The 15,766-nt window shown below is 71.7% G+C and carries 13 protein-coding genes; 9 read left to right on the plus strand and 4 right to left on the minus strand.

Annotation, left to right across the window (positions count from 1 at the left end; translation table 11 throughout):
* Window positions 1-118: 118 nt before the first annotated feature.
* On the minus strand, window positions 119-820 hold the full coding sequence (locus ABT170_RS03860; protein WP_351864098.1) for a nitroreductase family protein: 702 nt from the start codon (window positions 818-820) through the stop codon (window positions 119-121).
* Between the two features lie 206 nt (window positions 821-1,026).
* On the opposite strand from ABT170_RS03860, the gene ABT170_RS03865 reads away from it, so the two are divergent.
* Window positions 1,027-2,100: a S1 family peptidase gene (locus ABT170_RS03865; RefSeq protein WP_329945889.1), complete on the plus strand. Its 1,074-nt coding sequence runs from the start codon at window positions 1,027-1,029 to the stop codon at window positions 2,098-2,100.
* 92 nt (window positions 2,101-2,192) lie between these two features.
* Here the strand turns inward: ABT170_RS03865 and ABT170_RS03870 are convergent, their stop codons facing one another.
* Genes ABT170_RS03870 through ABT170_RS03880 form a run of 3 tightly spaced genes read right to left on the minus strand, consistent with a single transcriptional unit; the run spans window position 2,193 to window position 4,827 of the window.
* The gene (locus ABT170_RS03870) at window positions 2,193-3,398 is read right to left on the minus strand and encodes a 1-acyl-sn-glycerol-3-phosphate acyltransferase (RefSeq protein ID WP_329945888.1); all 1,206 of its coding nucleotides are present in this window, start codon (window positions 3,396-3,398) and stop codon (window positions 2,193-2,195) included.
* The gene (locus tag ABT170_RS03875; protein WP_351863862.1) at window positions 3,398-4,258 is read right to left on the minus strand and encodes a phosphatidate cytidylyltransferase; all 861 of its coding nucleotides are present in this window, start codon (window positions 4,256-4,258) and stop codon (window positions 3,398-3,400) included. Before ABT170_RS03875 ends, ABT170_RS03870 begins: the two co-directional genes overlap by 1 nt.
* Window positions 4,255-4,827: a CDP-alcohol phosphatidyltransferase family protein gene (locus tag ABT170_RS03880; RefSeq protein ID WP_351863864.1), complete on the minus strand. Its 573-nt coding sequence runs from the start codon at window positions 4,825-4,827 to the stop codon at window positions 4,255-4,257. Before ABT170_RS03880 ends, ABT170_RS03875 begins: the two co-directional genes overlap by 4 nt.
* A 405-nt stretch (window positions 4,828-5,232) precedes the next feature.
* On the opposite strand from ABT170_RS03880, the gene ABT170_RS03885 reads away from it, so the two are divergent.
* The 8 genes from ABT170_RS03885 (at window position 5,233) to ABT170_RS03920 (ending at window position 15,765) form a co-directional block, all read left to right on the plus strand.
* Window positions 5,233-5,364: a hypothetical protein gene (locus tag ABT170_RS03885; protein WP_329945885.1), complete on the plus strand. Its 132-nt coding sequence runs from the start codon at window positions 5,233-5,235 to the stop codon at window positions 5,362-5,364.
* A gap of 154 nt (window positions 5,365-5,518) precedes the next feature.
* Window positions 5,519-6,562, plus strand: a complete 1,044-nt coding sequence (locus ABT170_RS03890) for a 3-isopropylmalate dehydrogenase (RefSeq protein WP_329945884.1) — start codon at window positions 5,519-5,521, stop codon at window positions 6,560-6,562.
* Window positions 6,563-6,817: 255 nt separating this feature from the next.
* On the plus strand, window positions 6,818-7,921 hold the full coding sequence (locus tag ABT170_RS03895; RefSeq protein WP_329945882.1) for a branched-chain amino acid aminotransferase: 1,104 nt from the start codon (window positions 6,818-6,820) through the stop codon (window positions 7,919-7,921).
* Between the two features lie 472 nt (window positions 7,922-8,393).
* A complete protein-coding gene (gene cimA, locus ABT170_RS03900; RefSeq protein ID WP_329945881.1) occupies window positions 8,394-10,001 on the plus strand; it encodes a citramalate synthase in 1,608 nt (535 codons plus the stop codon).
* Between the two features lie 799 nt (window positions 10,002-10,800).
* Window positions 10,801-11,775 (plus strand): LacI family DNA-binding transcriptional regulator, encoded by a 975-nt coding sequence (locus ABT170_RS03905; RefSeq protein ID WP_329945880.1) that lies wholly within the window; start codon window positions 10,801-10,803, stop codon window positions 11,773-11,775.
* Between the two features lie 185 nt (window positions 11,776-11,960).
* Window positions 11,961-13,637, plus strand: coding sequence for an ABC transporter substrate-binding protein (locus ABT170_RS03910; protein ID WP_329945879.1), 1,677 nt, complete (start codon window positions 11,961-11,963; stop codon window positions 13,635-13,637).
* A 20-nt stretch (window positions 13,638-13,657) separates the two neighbouring features.
* Entirely contained in the window at window positions 13,658-14,788 is a 1,131-nt protein-coding gene (locus ABT170_RS03915; RefSeq protein WP_351863871.1) for an ABC transporter ATP-binding protein, read from the plus strand.
* Window positions 14,785-15,765 (plus strand): ABC transporter permease, encoded by a 981-nt coding sequence (locus tag ABT170_RS03920; RefSeq protein WP_329945877.1) that lies wholly within the window; start codon window positions 14,785-14,787, stop codon window positions 15,763-15,765. The genes ABT170_RS03915 and ABT170_RS03920 overlap by 4 nt, the downstream gene beginning before the upstream one ends.
* Window position 15,766 lies beyond the last annotated feature (1 nt).

Consider the following 15,766-nt stretch of genomic DNA (forward strand, 5'->3'; position numbering starts at 1 on the left):
CGCCCTCCCCGGGGCGCCGCAGCACGGCGCCCCGGGCCCTGAGTCCCGCCTCCCGACCGGCCCCCCTGCCGGCCGGGGGGCGGTTTCCATGTCCGGGTCCGTCGCCGGCCCGCGCGGTTCAGACCTCCACGATCACCTGGTCCAGTGACTTGCGCACCAGGTCCGGCACCTCGCAGTCCTCGGCCGGATATCCCACCGGGATCACCGCGAACGCCTTCTCGTTCTCCGGGCGGTCCAGCACCTCGCGCAGGAAGCGCATCGGGCTCGGGGTGTGGATCAGGGCCGCCAGCCCCGACAGATGCAGGGCCGACAGCAGCATCCCGACCGCGATGCCGACGGACTCGTCGACGTAGTAGTGCTTGTGCCTCGTGCCGTCCTCGCCCAGCCAGTACCGCTGCTGGAACACGACGATCAGGGCCGGCGCGTCCGTCATGTGGGCCTTCACCGCGTCGGTGCCCAGCGGGCGGAGCGCCGCCAGCCACTCCTCGCCCAGCCTGCCGTCGTAGCTGATCTTCTCCTCGTGCTCGGCGGCCTCCCGGATCCGGCGCCGCACCTCGGGGTCCTTCACCAGAACGAATGTCCACGGCTGCTGGTGCGCGCCGGAGGGGGCGGTCGCCGCGCAGGCGATGGCGTCCCGCAGGACCTGTCCGGGCACCGGATCGGTGGAGAACCGGCGTACGGTCCTGCGCTCGTCCATCCGCTGCCGAAGCCGCTCGGCGTGGGCCAGCGACTCCTTCGCGGGCATGCGCTCGGGGCGGTAGGGGACGGGTCGGTACGGGGCGCCGTGGAGCGGGGTCCACTGCTGGGGTGCGTCTGTCATGTTCTCGGGCATGGCGGCAGTGTGAGGCGTGAACCGGGCGGGGAACAGGGGGCCTTCGGACAACGGAGCCGTCCGTCCCGGTCAGTGTCCGCAGAACGCGCCCCGGCGCACATCCCCGGGGTGACGCGCTCTTGCGGATTAGGTAATGAGCATGTCAAATTCCTTGCTCGGTACGTCCCCACGCGTCCCCCGAGAAGGAGCTCCCCATGAGACGCACCACCCGTGCCCGCGTCGGCGTTTCCCTTCTGCTCGTCATCGGTACCCTCGGCCTCGGCGCGACCCCCTCCGGAGCCGCCGGTGTTCCCGCCGGAGCCCGCGCCGCGGATCCCGTCCCCGCCCCCGCCGCGTACGCGCTCGACGCCACCCTGGAGCAGCGGCTCGGGGACGCCAACGCCGGGAGCTACCTCGACCGCGGGACCGGTGACCTCGTCGTCACCGTCACCACCGACCGCGCCGCCGAACAGGCCAGGGCGGCCGGGGCCACCGTGCGCCGGGTGACGCGCGGCGCCGCGGAGCTGCGCGCCGCGATGGACACCCTGGAGGCCGAGGCGAAGATCACCGGCACCTCCTGGGGCATCGACCCCCGGACCAACCAGGTCGCGGTGGAGGCCGATCGGTCGGTCTCCGCGCGGGACATGGCCCGCCTCGGGGCCGTCGCGGAGCGGCTGGACGGTGCCGTACGCATCGCCAGGGTGCCCGGCGTCTTCCACCGGGAGGTCCTGGGCGGCGGCGCGATCTACGGCGGCGGGAGCCGCTGCTCGGCCGCCTTCAACGTCACCAAGGGCGGCGCGCGTTACTTCGTCACCGCCGGACACTGCACCAACATCTCCGCCAACTGGTCGGCCAGTTCCGGCGGGGCGGTCATCGGGGTCCGCGAGGGCACCAGCTTCCCGACCAACGACTACGGCATCGTGCGGTACACGGACGGTTCCTCGCCCGCCGGCGACGTGGACCTGTACAACGGCGGCTCCCAGGACATCGCTTCGGCGGCCGACGCGGTCGTGGGCCAGTCGCTCAGCAAGAGCGGTTCCACCACCAAGGTGACCAGCGGCACCGTCACCGCCGTCAATGTCACCGTCAACTACGGGGACGGGCCCGTCTACAACATGGTCCGCACCACCGCCTGCTCCGCGGGCGGCGACAGCGGCGGCGCCCACTTCGCCGGATCCGTCGCCCTCGGCATCCACTCCGGCAGCTCCGGCTGCACCGGCACCAGCGGCTCCGCCATCCACCAGCCGGTCAAGGAGGCCCTGGCCGCATACGGCGTGACCGTCTACTGACGGTCCCGCACCTCCGCCGCGGGCTGAGCCGTCCGCCCCGTCCGCCCTGTCAGGCCCGTCCGCCCCGGGCCGCGCCGCCCGGGGCGGGCGGCTCAGGCCCATCCGTGCACGATCAGCGAGAGCCCCGCCGTGAAGCCGCCGCCCAGCAGCACGAGATAGCGCCCGTAGTGCCCGCGGTGGCGCCGCATCAGCAGCCCGAACGCCGCGAAGCCCAGTCCCACCGACAGCGTCCGCGCCCCGCGCGCCGTCGTGGACGCGAGGAGCCAGTCACCGGCCGGCACACCGGCCCGGCCCGCCTCGGCCCCGTACACCTTGAACGGGACGCCGTTCCACGGCTGCTGCCGCACCGCCGAAGCCCCCTGGAGCGCCAGGCCCTGACGGACCTCCGCCCGCATCCGCTCCGTGGTCAGCGGCGCGGGCAACTGCACCCCCGCCGAGGCGAGTTGGAGGGCCAGCAGGCCGCCCGCCACGCTGCCCGCCAGCGCCCCCAGCGACATCCTCCACGCCGCGCGCGGCACCGCCACGCACACCACTCCGAGCAACAGCTCCGGCATCAGCGGCCAGCTCAGCGCCTCCGCCAGCGCCCAGACGAAGGCCAGCGGCAGCCCCCACCGGGAGGTGACGACCGAGGCCACCCGGCGGCGCGCCGCCGAGTCCACGAGCGGCTCGGCGACGGTACGGGAGTGCAGCGCCACGACCGCGTCCCGGGCCGCGTCCGGGGAGACGGCCGCGGGCAGCGGCTCCCCGATCGTCACCCGTACCAGGGCCGAGCGCAGCCGCCCGTGCTTGGGCAGCAGCCGGTCCGTACCCGCGATGCCGACCGGCACCACCGGCACCCCCGCACGCTCCGCCAGCACCAGCGCCCCGCGGTGGAAGGAGCCCAGCTCACCGTCCTGGCCCCGGGTGCCCTCGGGGAACAGCACGACCGCCCGGCCCGCCCGCAGCCCGTCCTCCATCGCGAGCAGATCGCCCATGCCGCCCCCGCCGCGCCGCACCGGGAACCCGGCCGCGAGCCTGCGGCAGATCCGCCGCCGCCACGGCGAGGCGAACCAGTAGTCCGCGGCCGCCCCGATGGCCGGGGAGTGCCGGGCGTCCAGCGCCGCGAGCAGAGCGGCGGTGTCGGCGTGCGAGGAGTGGTTCGCCACGACGACACAGCCGCCGCGCGGCAGCCGCCCGCGCCGCTCCACCCCTCCCGTCAGGCTCAGCACCGCCCACCACAGACCCCGGCGCAGTGTGGCGGCGAGGCGGGAGCGGGCGGGGAGCACCACCCGGCCGGGCGCGGTGTTCAGGGTCGTCATCACATCATCACCATCGCCAGGAGAAGGGCCACGAGCAGGGAGTCGATCCGGTCCAGGAGGCCGCCGAACCCGGGCAGCCAGCTCCCCGCGTCCTTCACCCCCGACTCGCGCTTGACCATCGATTCGATGAGGTCGCCGAGCACACAGCCGCCGAGCACCGCGGCCCAGAGCCCCATCGAGAACTCCCCGAGCGCGAGCAGGAGCAGGGCCGTGGCGAGAGCCGCGCCCAGCACCCCCGCCCAGGTCTTGTTGGGGGAGAGCGGGGAGAGCCGCCGGGCGAGCGGACCCCGCCGCCCCAGCGCCGTACCGCCGCACCAGGCACCGACATCACCGAGCGCCACCGCGAGGCCCACCGCCACCGCCGTCTCGCCCAGCGTCACCAGTCCGGTCAGCGCGACCGGGATCCACAGCAGCCCGAAGGCCGTGCGGGCAGCGCGGGTGAAACCGGCCCCGTCGTCGCCCGACAGCACCGGGGGCAGCGCCGCCACGAGCGGCAGGAGGGCCGCCGCCCGCACATCCAGGAGCTGCGGAGCCAGCCACGCCAGGGCGGGCACCCCCACCGCCGCCGCGATCAGCACCGCGTGGTCGCCCCGCCGCAGCCCGGCCATCCGGACGAACTCGGTCACCGCGATGACCCCGAGCCCGGCGGCCAGCGCGAACGTACCGCCGCCGCCCAGGAAGTACGCCCCCAGGAAGACCGGCGCCACCAGCGCCCAGGTCCGCCACCGTCTGCGCAGCTCGGCCCGCATCCGGACCTTCGACGGCAGTACGGCCACGGCCACCCCGCCCGCCCCCAGCACACCCGCGACCAGCGGAACGGCGCGGGCCGCCGCCTCCTCGGCGATCAGTACGGCGCTCATGCCAGCTCCCGCCGGAGCCCGGCCAGCCGGAGCACCGCGGTGAGCAGCGAACCGGCGGCGATCACGATGAGCACCGGGACGGCCCAGCCGCTCGCCGCCGCGACGACGGCCAGCAGACAGCGTTCGGTCTTGCCGACCGGGCCGCCGTTGCGCCGGGGTGCCCCGGCCGCCGCGCCCGCCAGCGACACCCAGGACGGCAGCGTCGCCGCCAGCGCGGCCACCGCCACCAGCCACAGCGGGGCGAGGGCCAGGAACCCGGCGAGCATGAGCAGATCGGCCGCGCGGTCGCCCAGTTCGTTGTGGACCGCGCCGCGCCGGGTGGTCCGGCCGGTGTCTCGGGCCAGCGCCCCGTCGAGGTTGGCGCACGCGAGCCGTGCCGCGAGCAGCACGGCGACCGGCAGGGCGGCGGGTCCGGCGGGCAGCCAGGCCAGCGCGGCGGCCCCGCCGGCCGCCGCGGCCACACCCGCCGCGGTGAGGGTGTCGGGTGACACCTCACGGCGGACGAGACAGGCGCGGAGACCGGCGAGCCGGTTCGCGTACCAGGGCTTGAGAGCGTAGAGGCCGTTCATGGGGGCAACTCTCGTGCGACGCACAGTTCTTCGAAACGGCCCGGATACTCAACCGGACACTGAGTACCGGGGGAGGGCGGCGGCCGGGCCTGGGTACATCACCTCTGCCGTCGCCCCGGACCCCGCCCGTGCTCTCCGGCCACGGGGCGTCCGCCGTCTCAGATAGTAGGAAGTCCGAGTAATTGTGGAGACAGAGCGGCCGGGCTGTCCTAGCTTTGTAGGAGCCGAACGACTCGCTCGATCCAGCGACGGGTGATGGTGAGCGCGCCACGGAGCAGGCAACCCCTGCGGCGTACGCTCCCCGCCCCTTCCGGCGCCTCGGAATCCCGCTCACGACTGCCGGCGTCCGCCTTCCCCCGGATCCCGGAACCGGCATTCACGCGATCTCTAAGGAGTCGATCCATCATGGCCGAGACGACTGTCCGCCGCCGCGTCCGTCACACCCCCCGCCCGACCGAGTCGGAGCGCAAGAACGCCGCCGCCGCCCTGCAGCGCGCCCTGGACCGCAGGGACAACGGCGGCTCCACCGGCCACTGAGCCCACCGGCGTCCGGCCCCGGACGATCCCGAAGCGGCCGATGCGTTCGCCCGGCTCGGGGGGCTGTCCGTGCCCCGAGCGGTTCACCCGCGGAGCGTGTCCGCATGGTGGACATCGGATGTCATGGGGTGGGACGCATGGTTAGGCTGGCGTCATGTCTCGCAGCATCGATCTCGCAGTGATCCCCGGTGACGGAATCGGCCAGGAAGTCGTGGCCCAGGGCCTCAAGGTCCTCAACGCTGTCCTCCCGCAGGACGTGAAGCTGGAGACCAAGGAGTACGACCTCGGCGCCCGGCGCTGGCACCGCACCGGTGAGACCCTCCCGGACGCGGAGCTCGACGCGCTGAAGACCCACGACGCCATCCTGCTCGGTGCGATCGGCGACCCGTCCGTGCCCTCCGGCGTCCTGGAGCGGGGGCTGCTGCTGAAGCTGCGTTTCGCCTTCGACCACTTCATCAACCTGAGGCCGTCGAAGCTGTTCCCGAACACCGCGACGCCGCTGGCCGGCCGCCCCGACATCGACTTCGTCGTCGTCCGCGAGGGCACCGAAGGCCCCTACACGGGCAACGGCGGCTCGCTGCGCACCGGCACCCCCGCCGAGGTCGCCACCGAGGTCAGCGTCAACACGGCGTACGGCGTCGAGCGCGTCGTCCGCGACGCCTTCGAGCGGGCGAACGCCCGGCCGCGCAGGAAGCTGACGCTGGTCCACAAGAACAACGTCCTCGTCTACGCCGGGCACCTGTGGAAGAACACCTTCGACCGGGTCGCGGCCGAGTACCCCGAGGTCAGCACCGACTATCTGCACGTCGACGCCGCGACGATCTTCTTCGTCACCCAGCCGGAACGCTTCGACGTCATCGTCACCGACAACCTCTTCGGTGACATCCTCACCGACCTCGCCGCTGCCGTGACCGGCGGTATCGGCCTGGCCGCGTCCGGCAACATCAACCCGACGGGCACCTTCCCGTCGATGTTCGAGCCGGTGCACGGCTCTGCCCCCGACATCGCGGGCCAGGGCAAGGCCGACCCGACCGCCACGATCCTCTCCGTCGCCCTCCTGCTGCGCCACCTCGGCTACGAGACCCAGGCCGCGCGCATCGAGGACGCCGTCTCCGCAGACCTCGCGGAGCGCGACGGGAGCTCCACCCGTACCACCGACGAGATCGGCGACGCCCTCGCGGTACGGGTAGCGAGCTGACCCGACGACTCCACTTCGAAGCCGCCGGGTCGCGACCGCACCCGGCGGCTTCACCTGTGCGGCCTCCGGATGCCACCATCGACCACTGGACCGCATTCGCGCCATTTCGTCCACGGCCACCCGCGAGCGATAATCGAACGCGGGGCCGTGGCTTGCGGTAAAGCTCGGACGTCCTAGGACCTGACCGGAAACAGTCGGGACAGGCGGGCGTGAGCGCGGTCCATCACACACAAGACCGGTGAAGGACACGCACTCATGACGACGCCCACGATCGAGCTCAAGCCCTCCTCGAACCCGCTGTCCGACGCGGAGCGCGAGGCGATCCTGGCCAACCCCGGATTCGGCCGCTACTTCACCGACCACATGGTGACCATCCGGTGGACCGAGGGCCGCGGCTGGCACGACGCCCAGCTCGTGCCCTACGGCCCGCTGTCGATGGACCCGGCCAATATGACCCTGCACTACGCGCAGGAGATCTTCGAGGGACTCAAGGCCTACCGCCAGTCCGACGGTTCGGTCGCCACCTTCCGGCCCGAGGCCAACGCCGAGCGTTTCCAGCGCTCCGCCGCGCGGCTCGCGATGCCGCAGCTGCCGGTCGAGACGTTCATCGAGGCCTGTGACGTCCTGGTCCAGCAGGACAAGGCATGGGTTCCGGCGCACGGCGGCGAGGAGTCCCTCTACCTGCGCCCGTTCATGATCGCGGCCGAGGTCGGCCTCGGGGTGCGGCCCGCCAACGAGTACCTCTTCCTGGTCATCGCCTCGCCCGCGGGCGCCTACTTCCCCGGCGGCGTCAAGCCCGTCTCGATCTGGCTCTCCGAGAACCGCGTCCGCGCCGTCCCCGGCGGCATGGGCGACGCCAAGACCGGCGGCAACTACGCCGCCTCCCTGCTCGCCCAGGCCGAGGCCGCCGCCCAGGGCTGCGACCAGGTCGCCTACCTCGACGCCGTGGAGCACAAGTGGGTCGAGGAGCTCGGCGGGATGAACCTCTACTTCGTGTACGGGCAGGAGGACGGCTCGAAGCGGATCGTCACCCCGGCACTGACGGGCTCCCTGCTCGCGGGTGTCACCCGGGACTCGCTCCTCAAGGTCGCCCGTGACCTCGGCTACACCTCCGAGGAGGGCCGCGTCTCCATCGGCCAGTGGCGCGACGACACCGCGAACGGCACGCTCACCGAGGTCTTCGCCTGCGGCACCGCCGCCGTCATCACGCCCGTCGGCACCGTCAAGTCCGCGGGCGGCGAGTGGACCCAGGGCGACGGCACGCCCGGCGAGGTCACGATGAAGCTGCGCGAGCGTCTGCTCGACATCCAGCGCGGAGTCGTCGAGGACACCCACGGCTGGATGCACCCGCTCGGCTAGGGTCCTCGTCCGGTCAGGGCCCCTCGTCCGGAAACAGGCCGCGCCCGGCTCCCCGCCGGGCGCGGCCTGTTTCCGCGCCCATGCTCCCGACCGCGCGGGGAGTTCTCCGGGTGGCGGAGTCCGTGGACGAACCGCCGGCGCGCGCCCCTTCATGAACGGCGTGTGACGTTCCGCGCCCATCGCCCGCATCCTGAGACGGGCCGGGGCACGGGAGCGGCGGTGTGCCAGACTGCCTCCGTGTCCTCGTTCGTCATGATTATTGGCAACAGGCGCGCCGGTCCGCAGTGACCGTTCCGTACCACCACGTACGGCACGGGCACCGTGCCCCAGACCCGCGCGCAGACCTCTCGCACCCGCGAGGGGTTTTTTCGTTTTCCGGCCCTCACCTCGGCCGGGGCGAGGCGCGCGGGATGATGGGGGCAAGTGGAGCCAGATCGTCCGGATCCACTCATCCGACAGGAGTCAGATCAGCATGACCACCAAGGCCAAGGCCACCGACGACAGCTTCCATGTCTTCGACACCACACTGCGCGACGGTGCACAGCGTGAAGGCATCAACCTGACGGTCGCGGACAAGCTGACCATTGCCCGGCACCTGGACAACTTCGGCGTGGGATTCATCGAGGGCGGCTGGCCGGGCGCCAACCCCCGCGACACGGAGTTCTTCTCCCGTGCCCAGCAGGAGATCGAGTTCCGGCACGCGCAGCTCGTCGCGTTCGGCGCGACCCGCAGGGCCGGCGGCAAGGCCTCCGAGGACCCGCAGGTCAAGGCGCTCCTGGAGTCGGGTGCCCCGGTGATCACGCTGGTCGCCAAGTCCCACGACCGCCATGTGGAGCTGGCCCTGCGCACCACGCTGGAGGAGAACCTGGAGATGGTCCGCGACACCGTCTCCCACCTCCGGGAACAGGGCCGCCGGGTCTTCGTCGACTGCGAGCACTTCTTCGACGGCTACCGCGCCAACCCCGAGTACGCCAAGGCCGTGGTCCGGGCCGCCCATGAGTCCGGCGCCGATGTCGTCATCCTCTGCGACACCAACGGGGGCATGCTCCCCGCCCAGGTACAGGCCGTCGTCGGCACCGTCCTCGCCGACACCGGAGCCCGGCTCGGCATCCACGCCCAGGACGACACCGGCTGCGCCGTCGCCAACACCCTGGCCGCCGTGGACGCGGGCGCCACCCATGTCCAGTGCACCGCCAACGGGTACGGCGAGCGGGTCGGCAACGCCAACCTCTTCCCCGTCGTCGCCGCCCTGGAACTGAAGTACGGGAAGACCGTGCTGCCCGAGGGCGCGCTCGCCGACATGACCCGGATCTCGCACGCCATCGCCGAGGTCGTCAACCTCACGCCCTCCACCCACCAGCCCTACGTCGGGGTCTCCGCCTTCGCCCACAAGGCCGGACTCCATGCCTCCGCGATCAAGGTCGACCCCGACCTGTACCAGCACATCGCCCCGGAGCTGGTCGGCAACAGCATGCGGATGCTGGTCTCCGACATGGCGGGCCGCGCCTCCATCGAGCTGAAGGGCAAGGAGCTCGGCATCGACCTCGGGGGCGACCGCGAGCTCATCGGCCGTGTCGTCGACCGGGTCAAGGAGCGCGAGCTCAAGGGCTACACCTACGAGGCCGCCGACGCCTCCTTCGAGCTGCTGCTGCGCGGCGAGGTCGAGGGCCGGGCCCGCCGCTACTTCCGGACCGAGTCCTGGCGCGCCATCGTCGAGAACCGCCCCGACGGCACGCACGCCAACGAGGCGACCGTGAAGCTCTGGGCCAAGGGTGAGCGGATCGTCGCCACCGCCGAGGGCAACGGCCCGGTCAACGCCCTGGACCGGGCGCTGCGCGTGGCCCTGGAGCGGTTCTACCCGCAGCTCGCCAAGCTGGAGCTGGTCGACTACAAGGTCCGCATCCTGGAGGGCCGCACCGGCACCGAGTCCACCACCCGAGTGCTGATCACCACGCGTGACGGGTCCGGTGACTGGGCGACCGTGGGGGTCGCGGAGAACGTCATCGCCGCGTCCTGGCAGGCGCTGGAGGACGCGTACACGTTCGGTCTGCTGCGGGCCGGGATCGAGCCGGCCGAGTAACCGCCGCTGCCGGAGCCGCCTTCGGCCGGCGGCTCCGGCGCATGCGTTGCGGATGTACATTCCGGCCTTCGCTCCCTGCGTTCCCGGACCGCGGGGTTCAGGGCCCGGAGCGGGGCCGGGACCGGCTCGGGACCCCGGCCGGGCTCAGGACCCCGGCCGCGGCTCAGGGCCCGGACCGGGTGCCGGGCCGGGTGAAGGCCGTCGAGGTGCGGCCCGGGAGGGATGTACGTGAACTTCTGCCCGCCCCGGCCGGCGGTCACGGGCCGGGCGGAGCCGCAGCCGTTGCCGGCGCTCGGTGCCTTGGGCCGCCCGGGTCGCGCCTGACCGCCCGGGTCGCAGATCATGTGCGATCGGGAACAACGGGGCGCCGCCGCCGTGCCGTACCGGAGGTGGGTGCGGGGGACCCGCCGCGGCGAGCGCGGTGGCGGCCGGTGCGCGGAGGGCTCTGCCGGATCGGATCATGGGCTGCCGCCCTCCCGGCAGGGTGCGCGGGGGTGATGCCGTCGGCCGAGGCGTGAGTGAACCGCTGTTGCGGCCTCACGTCAAGAGTTGGCTCGTTCAGAACTTGAACGCATAACTCGCCCTGCCTGGTGGGGAGATGGGTACGGACCAATTTCGGCGTGAAGTATTGACGGCTGTGTTCCGGCGGGGTTAACTCCAGCCGCAACGCCGGTACCGGTTCCGGGACCGGTTGCGGAACCGGTACCGGCGACCGATGGTCACGGACCTCCGCGCCTCGTCGGCTTCACCTCGCCCTGCCCTGCCCAGCCCTGCCCAGCCTTGTCTCCGGAGGCCCCTGATGCGTGTCACCATCGCCGATGTCGCCCGTGAGGCCGGCGTCAGCAAGACGACCGTGTCCCGGGTCCTCAACCTCAAGGGCGAAGTGGACGGCTCCACGGCCTCCCGCGTTCGTGAAGTGATCGCACAGCTCGGCTATGTGCCCAGTTCGGGTGCCGTCGGACTGGCCCGCGGCAGCAGCCGTACGGTCGGGATGCTGGTGCCCTCGCTGACCTGGCCATGGATGGGCGAACTGCTCCAGGGCGTCGTCGACACCGTCGAGGCCGCCGACCACGGACTGCTGCTCTTCACCTGCAACCGCGGCGCGGAGTCCGTACAGCGCTTCACCGACCAGGTGTCGGCGCGTGCCTTCGACGGACTCGTCGTCGTGGAGCCGGAGAACACGCTCGACCACCTGACCGCACTGCACCGCAAGGGCCTGCCGATCGTCCTCATCGACGACCGCGGCCACCACCCCGCGTTCCCCTCCGTCGTGACCACCAACGGCGAGGGAGGCGCCTCGGCGGCCCGCCATCTGCTGGCCTCGGGGCGCACCCGGCCACTGGTCCTCACGGGTCCGCGGCACTTCGGCTGCGTACGTGACCGGCTCAGTGGTTTCCGTTCGGTCCTGCCCACCGACCTGGTCGCGGACGGGGACTTCACCGAACGGGGCGGTCACCTCGCGGTCGCGGAACTCCTCGCGGCCGGCGTGGAGTTCGACTCGGTCTTCGCGCACAACGACCTCAGCGCGGCGGGCGTCCTGCGGGCCCTGCGGGCCGCCGGACGCCGCGTGCCGGACGACATCGCGGTGGTCGGCTTCGACGACATCCCGATGGCCGAGCACACCGCCCCGCCCCTGACCACCGTGCGCCAGCCCACCCGGCGGATGGGTGAGACGGCGGCGCGGATGCTGCTGTCCCACCTCGGCGGCACGGCCGCACCGGACGAACCGGCCGTGCTGCCCACCGAACTGGTCGTGCGCCACTCGGCGCCGTAACGGGACCGGCCCCGCCGGACACCCGCCCGTATCCCCGACCCCCGCCCCACCGCGCGCCATCCGCAACTCCCGCACCGCCCGCAACTCCCGGCGCCACCTGTATTCACCCGCACCACCTGTACCCGGCGCGTCGAGCGCTGCCCGCCTCCCGGATCTCCCAGACCCGCAGTCCTTCTGGAGTCGTCATGTCCGTACGCCGTCGTCACACGCTGAGAGCGCTCTCAGTAGCCACCGCCGTGGTCGCGCTCGCCGCCGGCTGCTCGTCCGCCAACTCGGGTTCCGGCAAAGGGGGAGCCGGCGCCACCGGCGTACTGACCCTCGGCAAGCCGGACGGGCCGCAGACGAACAACAGCAACCCGTTCCTGAGCACCTCGGCGAGCGCCACCCTCGGCTACCGCCACATGATCTACGAGCCGCTGGCCATGACGAACCAGATCCGTCCCACCGACAAGGCGGCCCCCTGGCTCGCCACCGAGTGGACGTGGGAGTCCAACTTCACGAAGGTCACCTTCACCCTCGACGACCGCGCGAAGTGGGCCGACGGCAAGCCGCTGACCGCCGCCGACGTCGAGTACACCTTCGGCCTGCTGAAGAAGCACCCGGCGCTCAACGGCAACGGCATCCCCTTCGACGGGATCGCCGTGGAGGGCGGGAAGGTCGTCCTGACCTTCAAGGAGTCCCAGTTCGTCAACCAGAACAAGATCATCCAGACCTATATCGTGCCCAAGCACATCTGGGAGAAGGTCGACAACCCGGAGACCTGGCCCAACCGCACCCCGGTCGGCTCGGGCCCGTACAAGCTGAAGACCTTCACCCCGCAGACCACCACGCTGACGGCGACCCCGGCGTACTGGAAGGGCGCGACGAAGGTCAAGGAGCTGCGGTACACCGCGTACAACGACAACAGCGCGGCGACCACGGCGCTGGCGAGCGGCAAGGTCGAGTGGTCGTTCGTCTTCATGCCGAACTACAAGCAGCTGTACATCGCCAAGGACCCCAAGCACCACCAGCTGTGGTTCCCCTCCGGGCTCGGCATCCACGGACTGTGGTTCAACACCGCCCGCAAGCCCTTCGACAACCCGGCGCTGCGCAAGGCGATGGCCATGGTCGTCGACCGCCGGGCGATCCACATCCAGGCCCAGGCGACGCTCTACCCGGAGATCACCAGCCCGACCGGCATCCCGCTGCCCGCCGGTGACCCCTTCCTCGCGCCGGAGTACAAGGGCGCCACCACCGAGCCGGACGTGGAGGGGGCCAGGAAGATCCTCGCCGACGCCGGGTTCACGCTCAGCGGCGGCGTGCTGAAGGACCCCTCCGGCAAGCCGGTGAAGCTGACCTTCACCGACCCGGCCGGCTGGAACGACTACATCACCGGACTCTCGATCATCAAGGACAACATCAAGCAGCTGGGTATCGAGGCCAAGGTCAGGACACAGACCGCCGACGCCTGGGGCGCGGATGTCGCGAACGGCAACTTCGACGCCACCCTGCACTGGACCAACAGCGGGGCCACGCCCTACGACATGTACCAGAACATGATGGACGGCTCGATCCTCCAGCCCATCGGCAAGAGCTCCCAGCTCGGCAACTTCGGCCGCTTCAAGAGCCCGGAGGCCACCGCTGCGCTCAAGGAGTACGCCAACGCCACCGAGGACGCCACCCGCACCAGGGCGATGAACACCCTCCAGAAGATCTTCGTCGAGCAGGCGCCCGTGATCCCCACGGCAGCCGCCCCCATCGGCGCCGAGTACTCCTCGAAGAACTGGACCGGCTGGCCCACCGAGTCCGACCCCTACGCCCCGCCGCAGCACACCCAGCCCACCGCGCTGCAGATCGTGCTGAAGCTCAAGCCCACCAAGTAAGTACGGGGGAAGAACCGGCCATGAACACCGAACAGTCCGAGAACGTGGCTGCGGGCACCGACGTGGTGCTCGAAGCACGCGGAGTCACCAAACACTTCCCCGTACGGCGCACCGGCCGCGATCTCGCCGCACGCCGCCGCCGCACCGTCCACGCCGTCGACGACGTCTCGCTGGAACTCCGGCGCGGCACCGTCACGGCCCTGGTGGGGGAGTCCGGTTCGGGCAAGTCCACCGTCGCCCGGCTGCTCGCCCAGCTCCATCCGCTCACCTCGGGCGAGATACGGCTGTCGGGCACCGCGGTCAAGGCCGGGCGCGGCCGGTCCTTCCGCCGCTACGTCAAGCAGGTCCAGCTCATCTTCCAGGACCCGTTCGCCTCGCTGAACCCGGTGCACACCGTGCGCTACCACCTCACCAGGGCGCTCAGGATCCACGGCCGGGCGGGCAGCGGGGACGCGGAACTGGAGGCCGGCCTGACCGCGCTGCTGAACCGCGTCCAGCTGACACCACCGCACCAGTACCTGGACAAGTTCCCGCACGAGCTGTCCGGCGGACAGCGCCAGCGCGTCGCCATCGCCCGCGCGCTCGGCGCCGACCCGCAGGTCCTCCTCGCCGACGAACCGGTCTCGATGCTCGACGTGTCGATCCGGCTCGGCGTCCTCAACCTGCTGCGCGACCTCAAGGAACGCCTGCATCTCGCGATCCTCTACATCACCCACGACATCGCCTCCGCCCGCTACTTCGCGGACACCACGCTGGTGATGTACGCGGGCCGGATCGTCGAGGGCGGCGACAGCGAGACCGTCACCCAGCACCCCGCCCACCCCTACACCCAGCTCCTCATCGCCTCGGCGCCCGACCCGGACCGGGTGGTCGCCGAGGAGGAGCAGGAGGAGACCGGGACCGGCGAGCCGCCGTCGCTGATCGCCCCGCCGGCCGGCTGCCGCTTCCACCCGCGCTGCCCGAAGGCCATGGAGCGCTGCCGCACCGAACTGCCGCCGCGCTTCGGCCTGGAGGGGGGACAGTGGGCGGCCTGCTGGCTGTACGAGGGGACCGGCGCACCGGGAACCCCCGCCGGGCGGACCCCCGTACAGCGGACACCTGCCGAGCGCACCCCCACAGGGCACACCGGCATACGGGGGGCCGGCGAGTGAAGTACCTGCTGCAACGGCTCACCTTCTACGCCGTCACCGCGTGGGCCGCCATCACCATCAACTTCCTCATCCCGCGCCTGATGCCCGGCGACCCGGTCCAGGCGCTGATGAGCCGCTACCAGGGCCAGCTCGACACCAACGCCATCGCCTCCCTCAAGGCCCTCTTCGGCCTCGACGAGAACCAGTCGCTCTGGCAGCAGTACACCGACTACTGGGCGCATCTGCTCGACGGTGACCTCGGGCTCTCGTTCACCTTCTTCCCGACCCCGGTCAGCGAGGTGATCGCGCAGTCCCTGCCGTGGACGCTCGCCCTGGTCGGCATCACCACCGTGATCAGCTTCCTGCTCGGCACCGGCGTCGGCGTCTACAGCGGCTGGAAGCGCGGCTCCTGGCTGGACAGCCTGCTGCCCGTCACCACCTTCATCTCCTCGATCCCCTACTTCTGGCTCGGCCTCATCGCCATCGCGGTGTTCGCCGTGAAGTGGCCCGTCTTCCCGGCCGCCGGTGGGTACGACTCCTCGCTGGTCCCGGCGTTCGACTGGCCGTTCATCTCCAGCGCGCTGTACCACGGGTTCCTGCCCGGCGTCACGATCGTGCTCAGCGCCGTCGCCGGCTGGATCCTCGGCATGCGCAACATGATGGTCACCGTCTCCTCCGAGGACTACGTCATGGTGGCGCAGGCCAAGGGGCTCTCCGAGCGGCGCGTGATGTTCTCCTACGCCGCCCGCAACGCGGTCCTGCCGAACATCTCCGGCTTCGCCCTCTCCCTGGGCTTCATCGTCGGCGGCACGCTGCTGGTCGAGATGGTCTTCACCTACCCGGGCATCGGATACCAGCTCTTCCAGGCCGTCGGCGGCAAGGACTACCCGCTGATGCAGGGCGTCTTCCTGATCATCACGCTGTCCGTCCTCGCCGCGAACCTGCTCGCCGACCTCGTCTACGCCGTGCTCGACCCCCGCACCCGGAAGGAGGCCTGAC

Origin of the sequence: Streptomyces sp. NPDC001787 (genome assembly GCF_040297465.1) — a bacterium.
Taxonomy (GTDB): Bacteria; Actinomycetota; Actinomycetes; order Streptomycetales; family Streptomycetaceae; genus Streptomyces.

Excerpts from the sequence above, each read along its gene's own strand:
- ABT170_RS03865 (WP_329945889.1), top strand. The coding sequence starts at position 1,027 with ATGAGACGCACCACCCGTGCCCGCGTCGGCGTTTCCCTTCTGCTCGTC.
- ABT170_RS03860 (WP_351864098.1), bottom strand. The coding sequence starts at position 820 with ATGACAGACGCACCCCAGCAGTGGACCCCGCTCCACGGCGCCCCGTAC.
- ABT170_RS03885 (WP_329945885.1), top strand. The coding sequence starts at position 5,233 with ATGGCCGAGACGACTGTCCGCCGCCGCGTCCGTCACACCCCCCGCCCG.
- ABT170_RS03895 (WP_329945882.1), top strand. The coding sequence starts at position 6,818 with ATGACGACGCCCACGATCGAGCTCAAGCCCTCCTCGAACCCGCTGTCC.
- cimA (WP_329945881.1), top strand. The coding sequence starts at position 8,394 with ATGACCACCAAGGCCAAGGCCACCGACGACAGCTTCCATGTCTTCGAC.
- ABT170_RS03890 (WP_329945884.1), top strand. The coding sequence starts at position 5,519 with ATGTCTCGCAGCATCGATCTCGCAGTGATCCCCGGTGACGGAATCGGC.
- ABT170_RS03915 (WP_351863871.1), top strand. The coding sequence starts at position 13,658 with ATGAACACCGAACAGTCCGAGAACGTGGCTGCGGGCACCGACGTGGTG.
- ABT170_RS03870 (WP_329945888.1), bottom strand. The coding sequence starts at position 3,398 with ATGACGACCCTGAACACCGCGCCCGGCCGGGTGGTGCTCCCCGCCCGC.
- ABT170_RS03910 (WP_329945879.1), top strand. The coding sequence starts at position 11,961 with ATGTCCGTACGCCGTCGTCACACGCTGAGAGCGCTCTCAGTAGCCACC.
- ABT170_RS03875 (WP_351863862.1), bottom strand. The coding sequence starts at position 4,258 with ATGAGCGCCGTACTGATCGCCGAGGAGGCGGCGGCCCGCGCCGTTCCG.
- ABT170_RS03880 (WP_351863864.1), bottom strand. The coding sequence starts at position 4,827 with ATGAACGGCCTCTACGCTCTCAAGCCCTGGTACGCGAACCGGCTCGCC.
- ABT170_RS03905 (WP_329945880.1), top strand. The coding sequence starts at position 10,801 with ATGCGTGTCACCATCGCCGATGTCGCCCGTGAGGCCGGCGTCAGCAAG.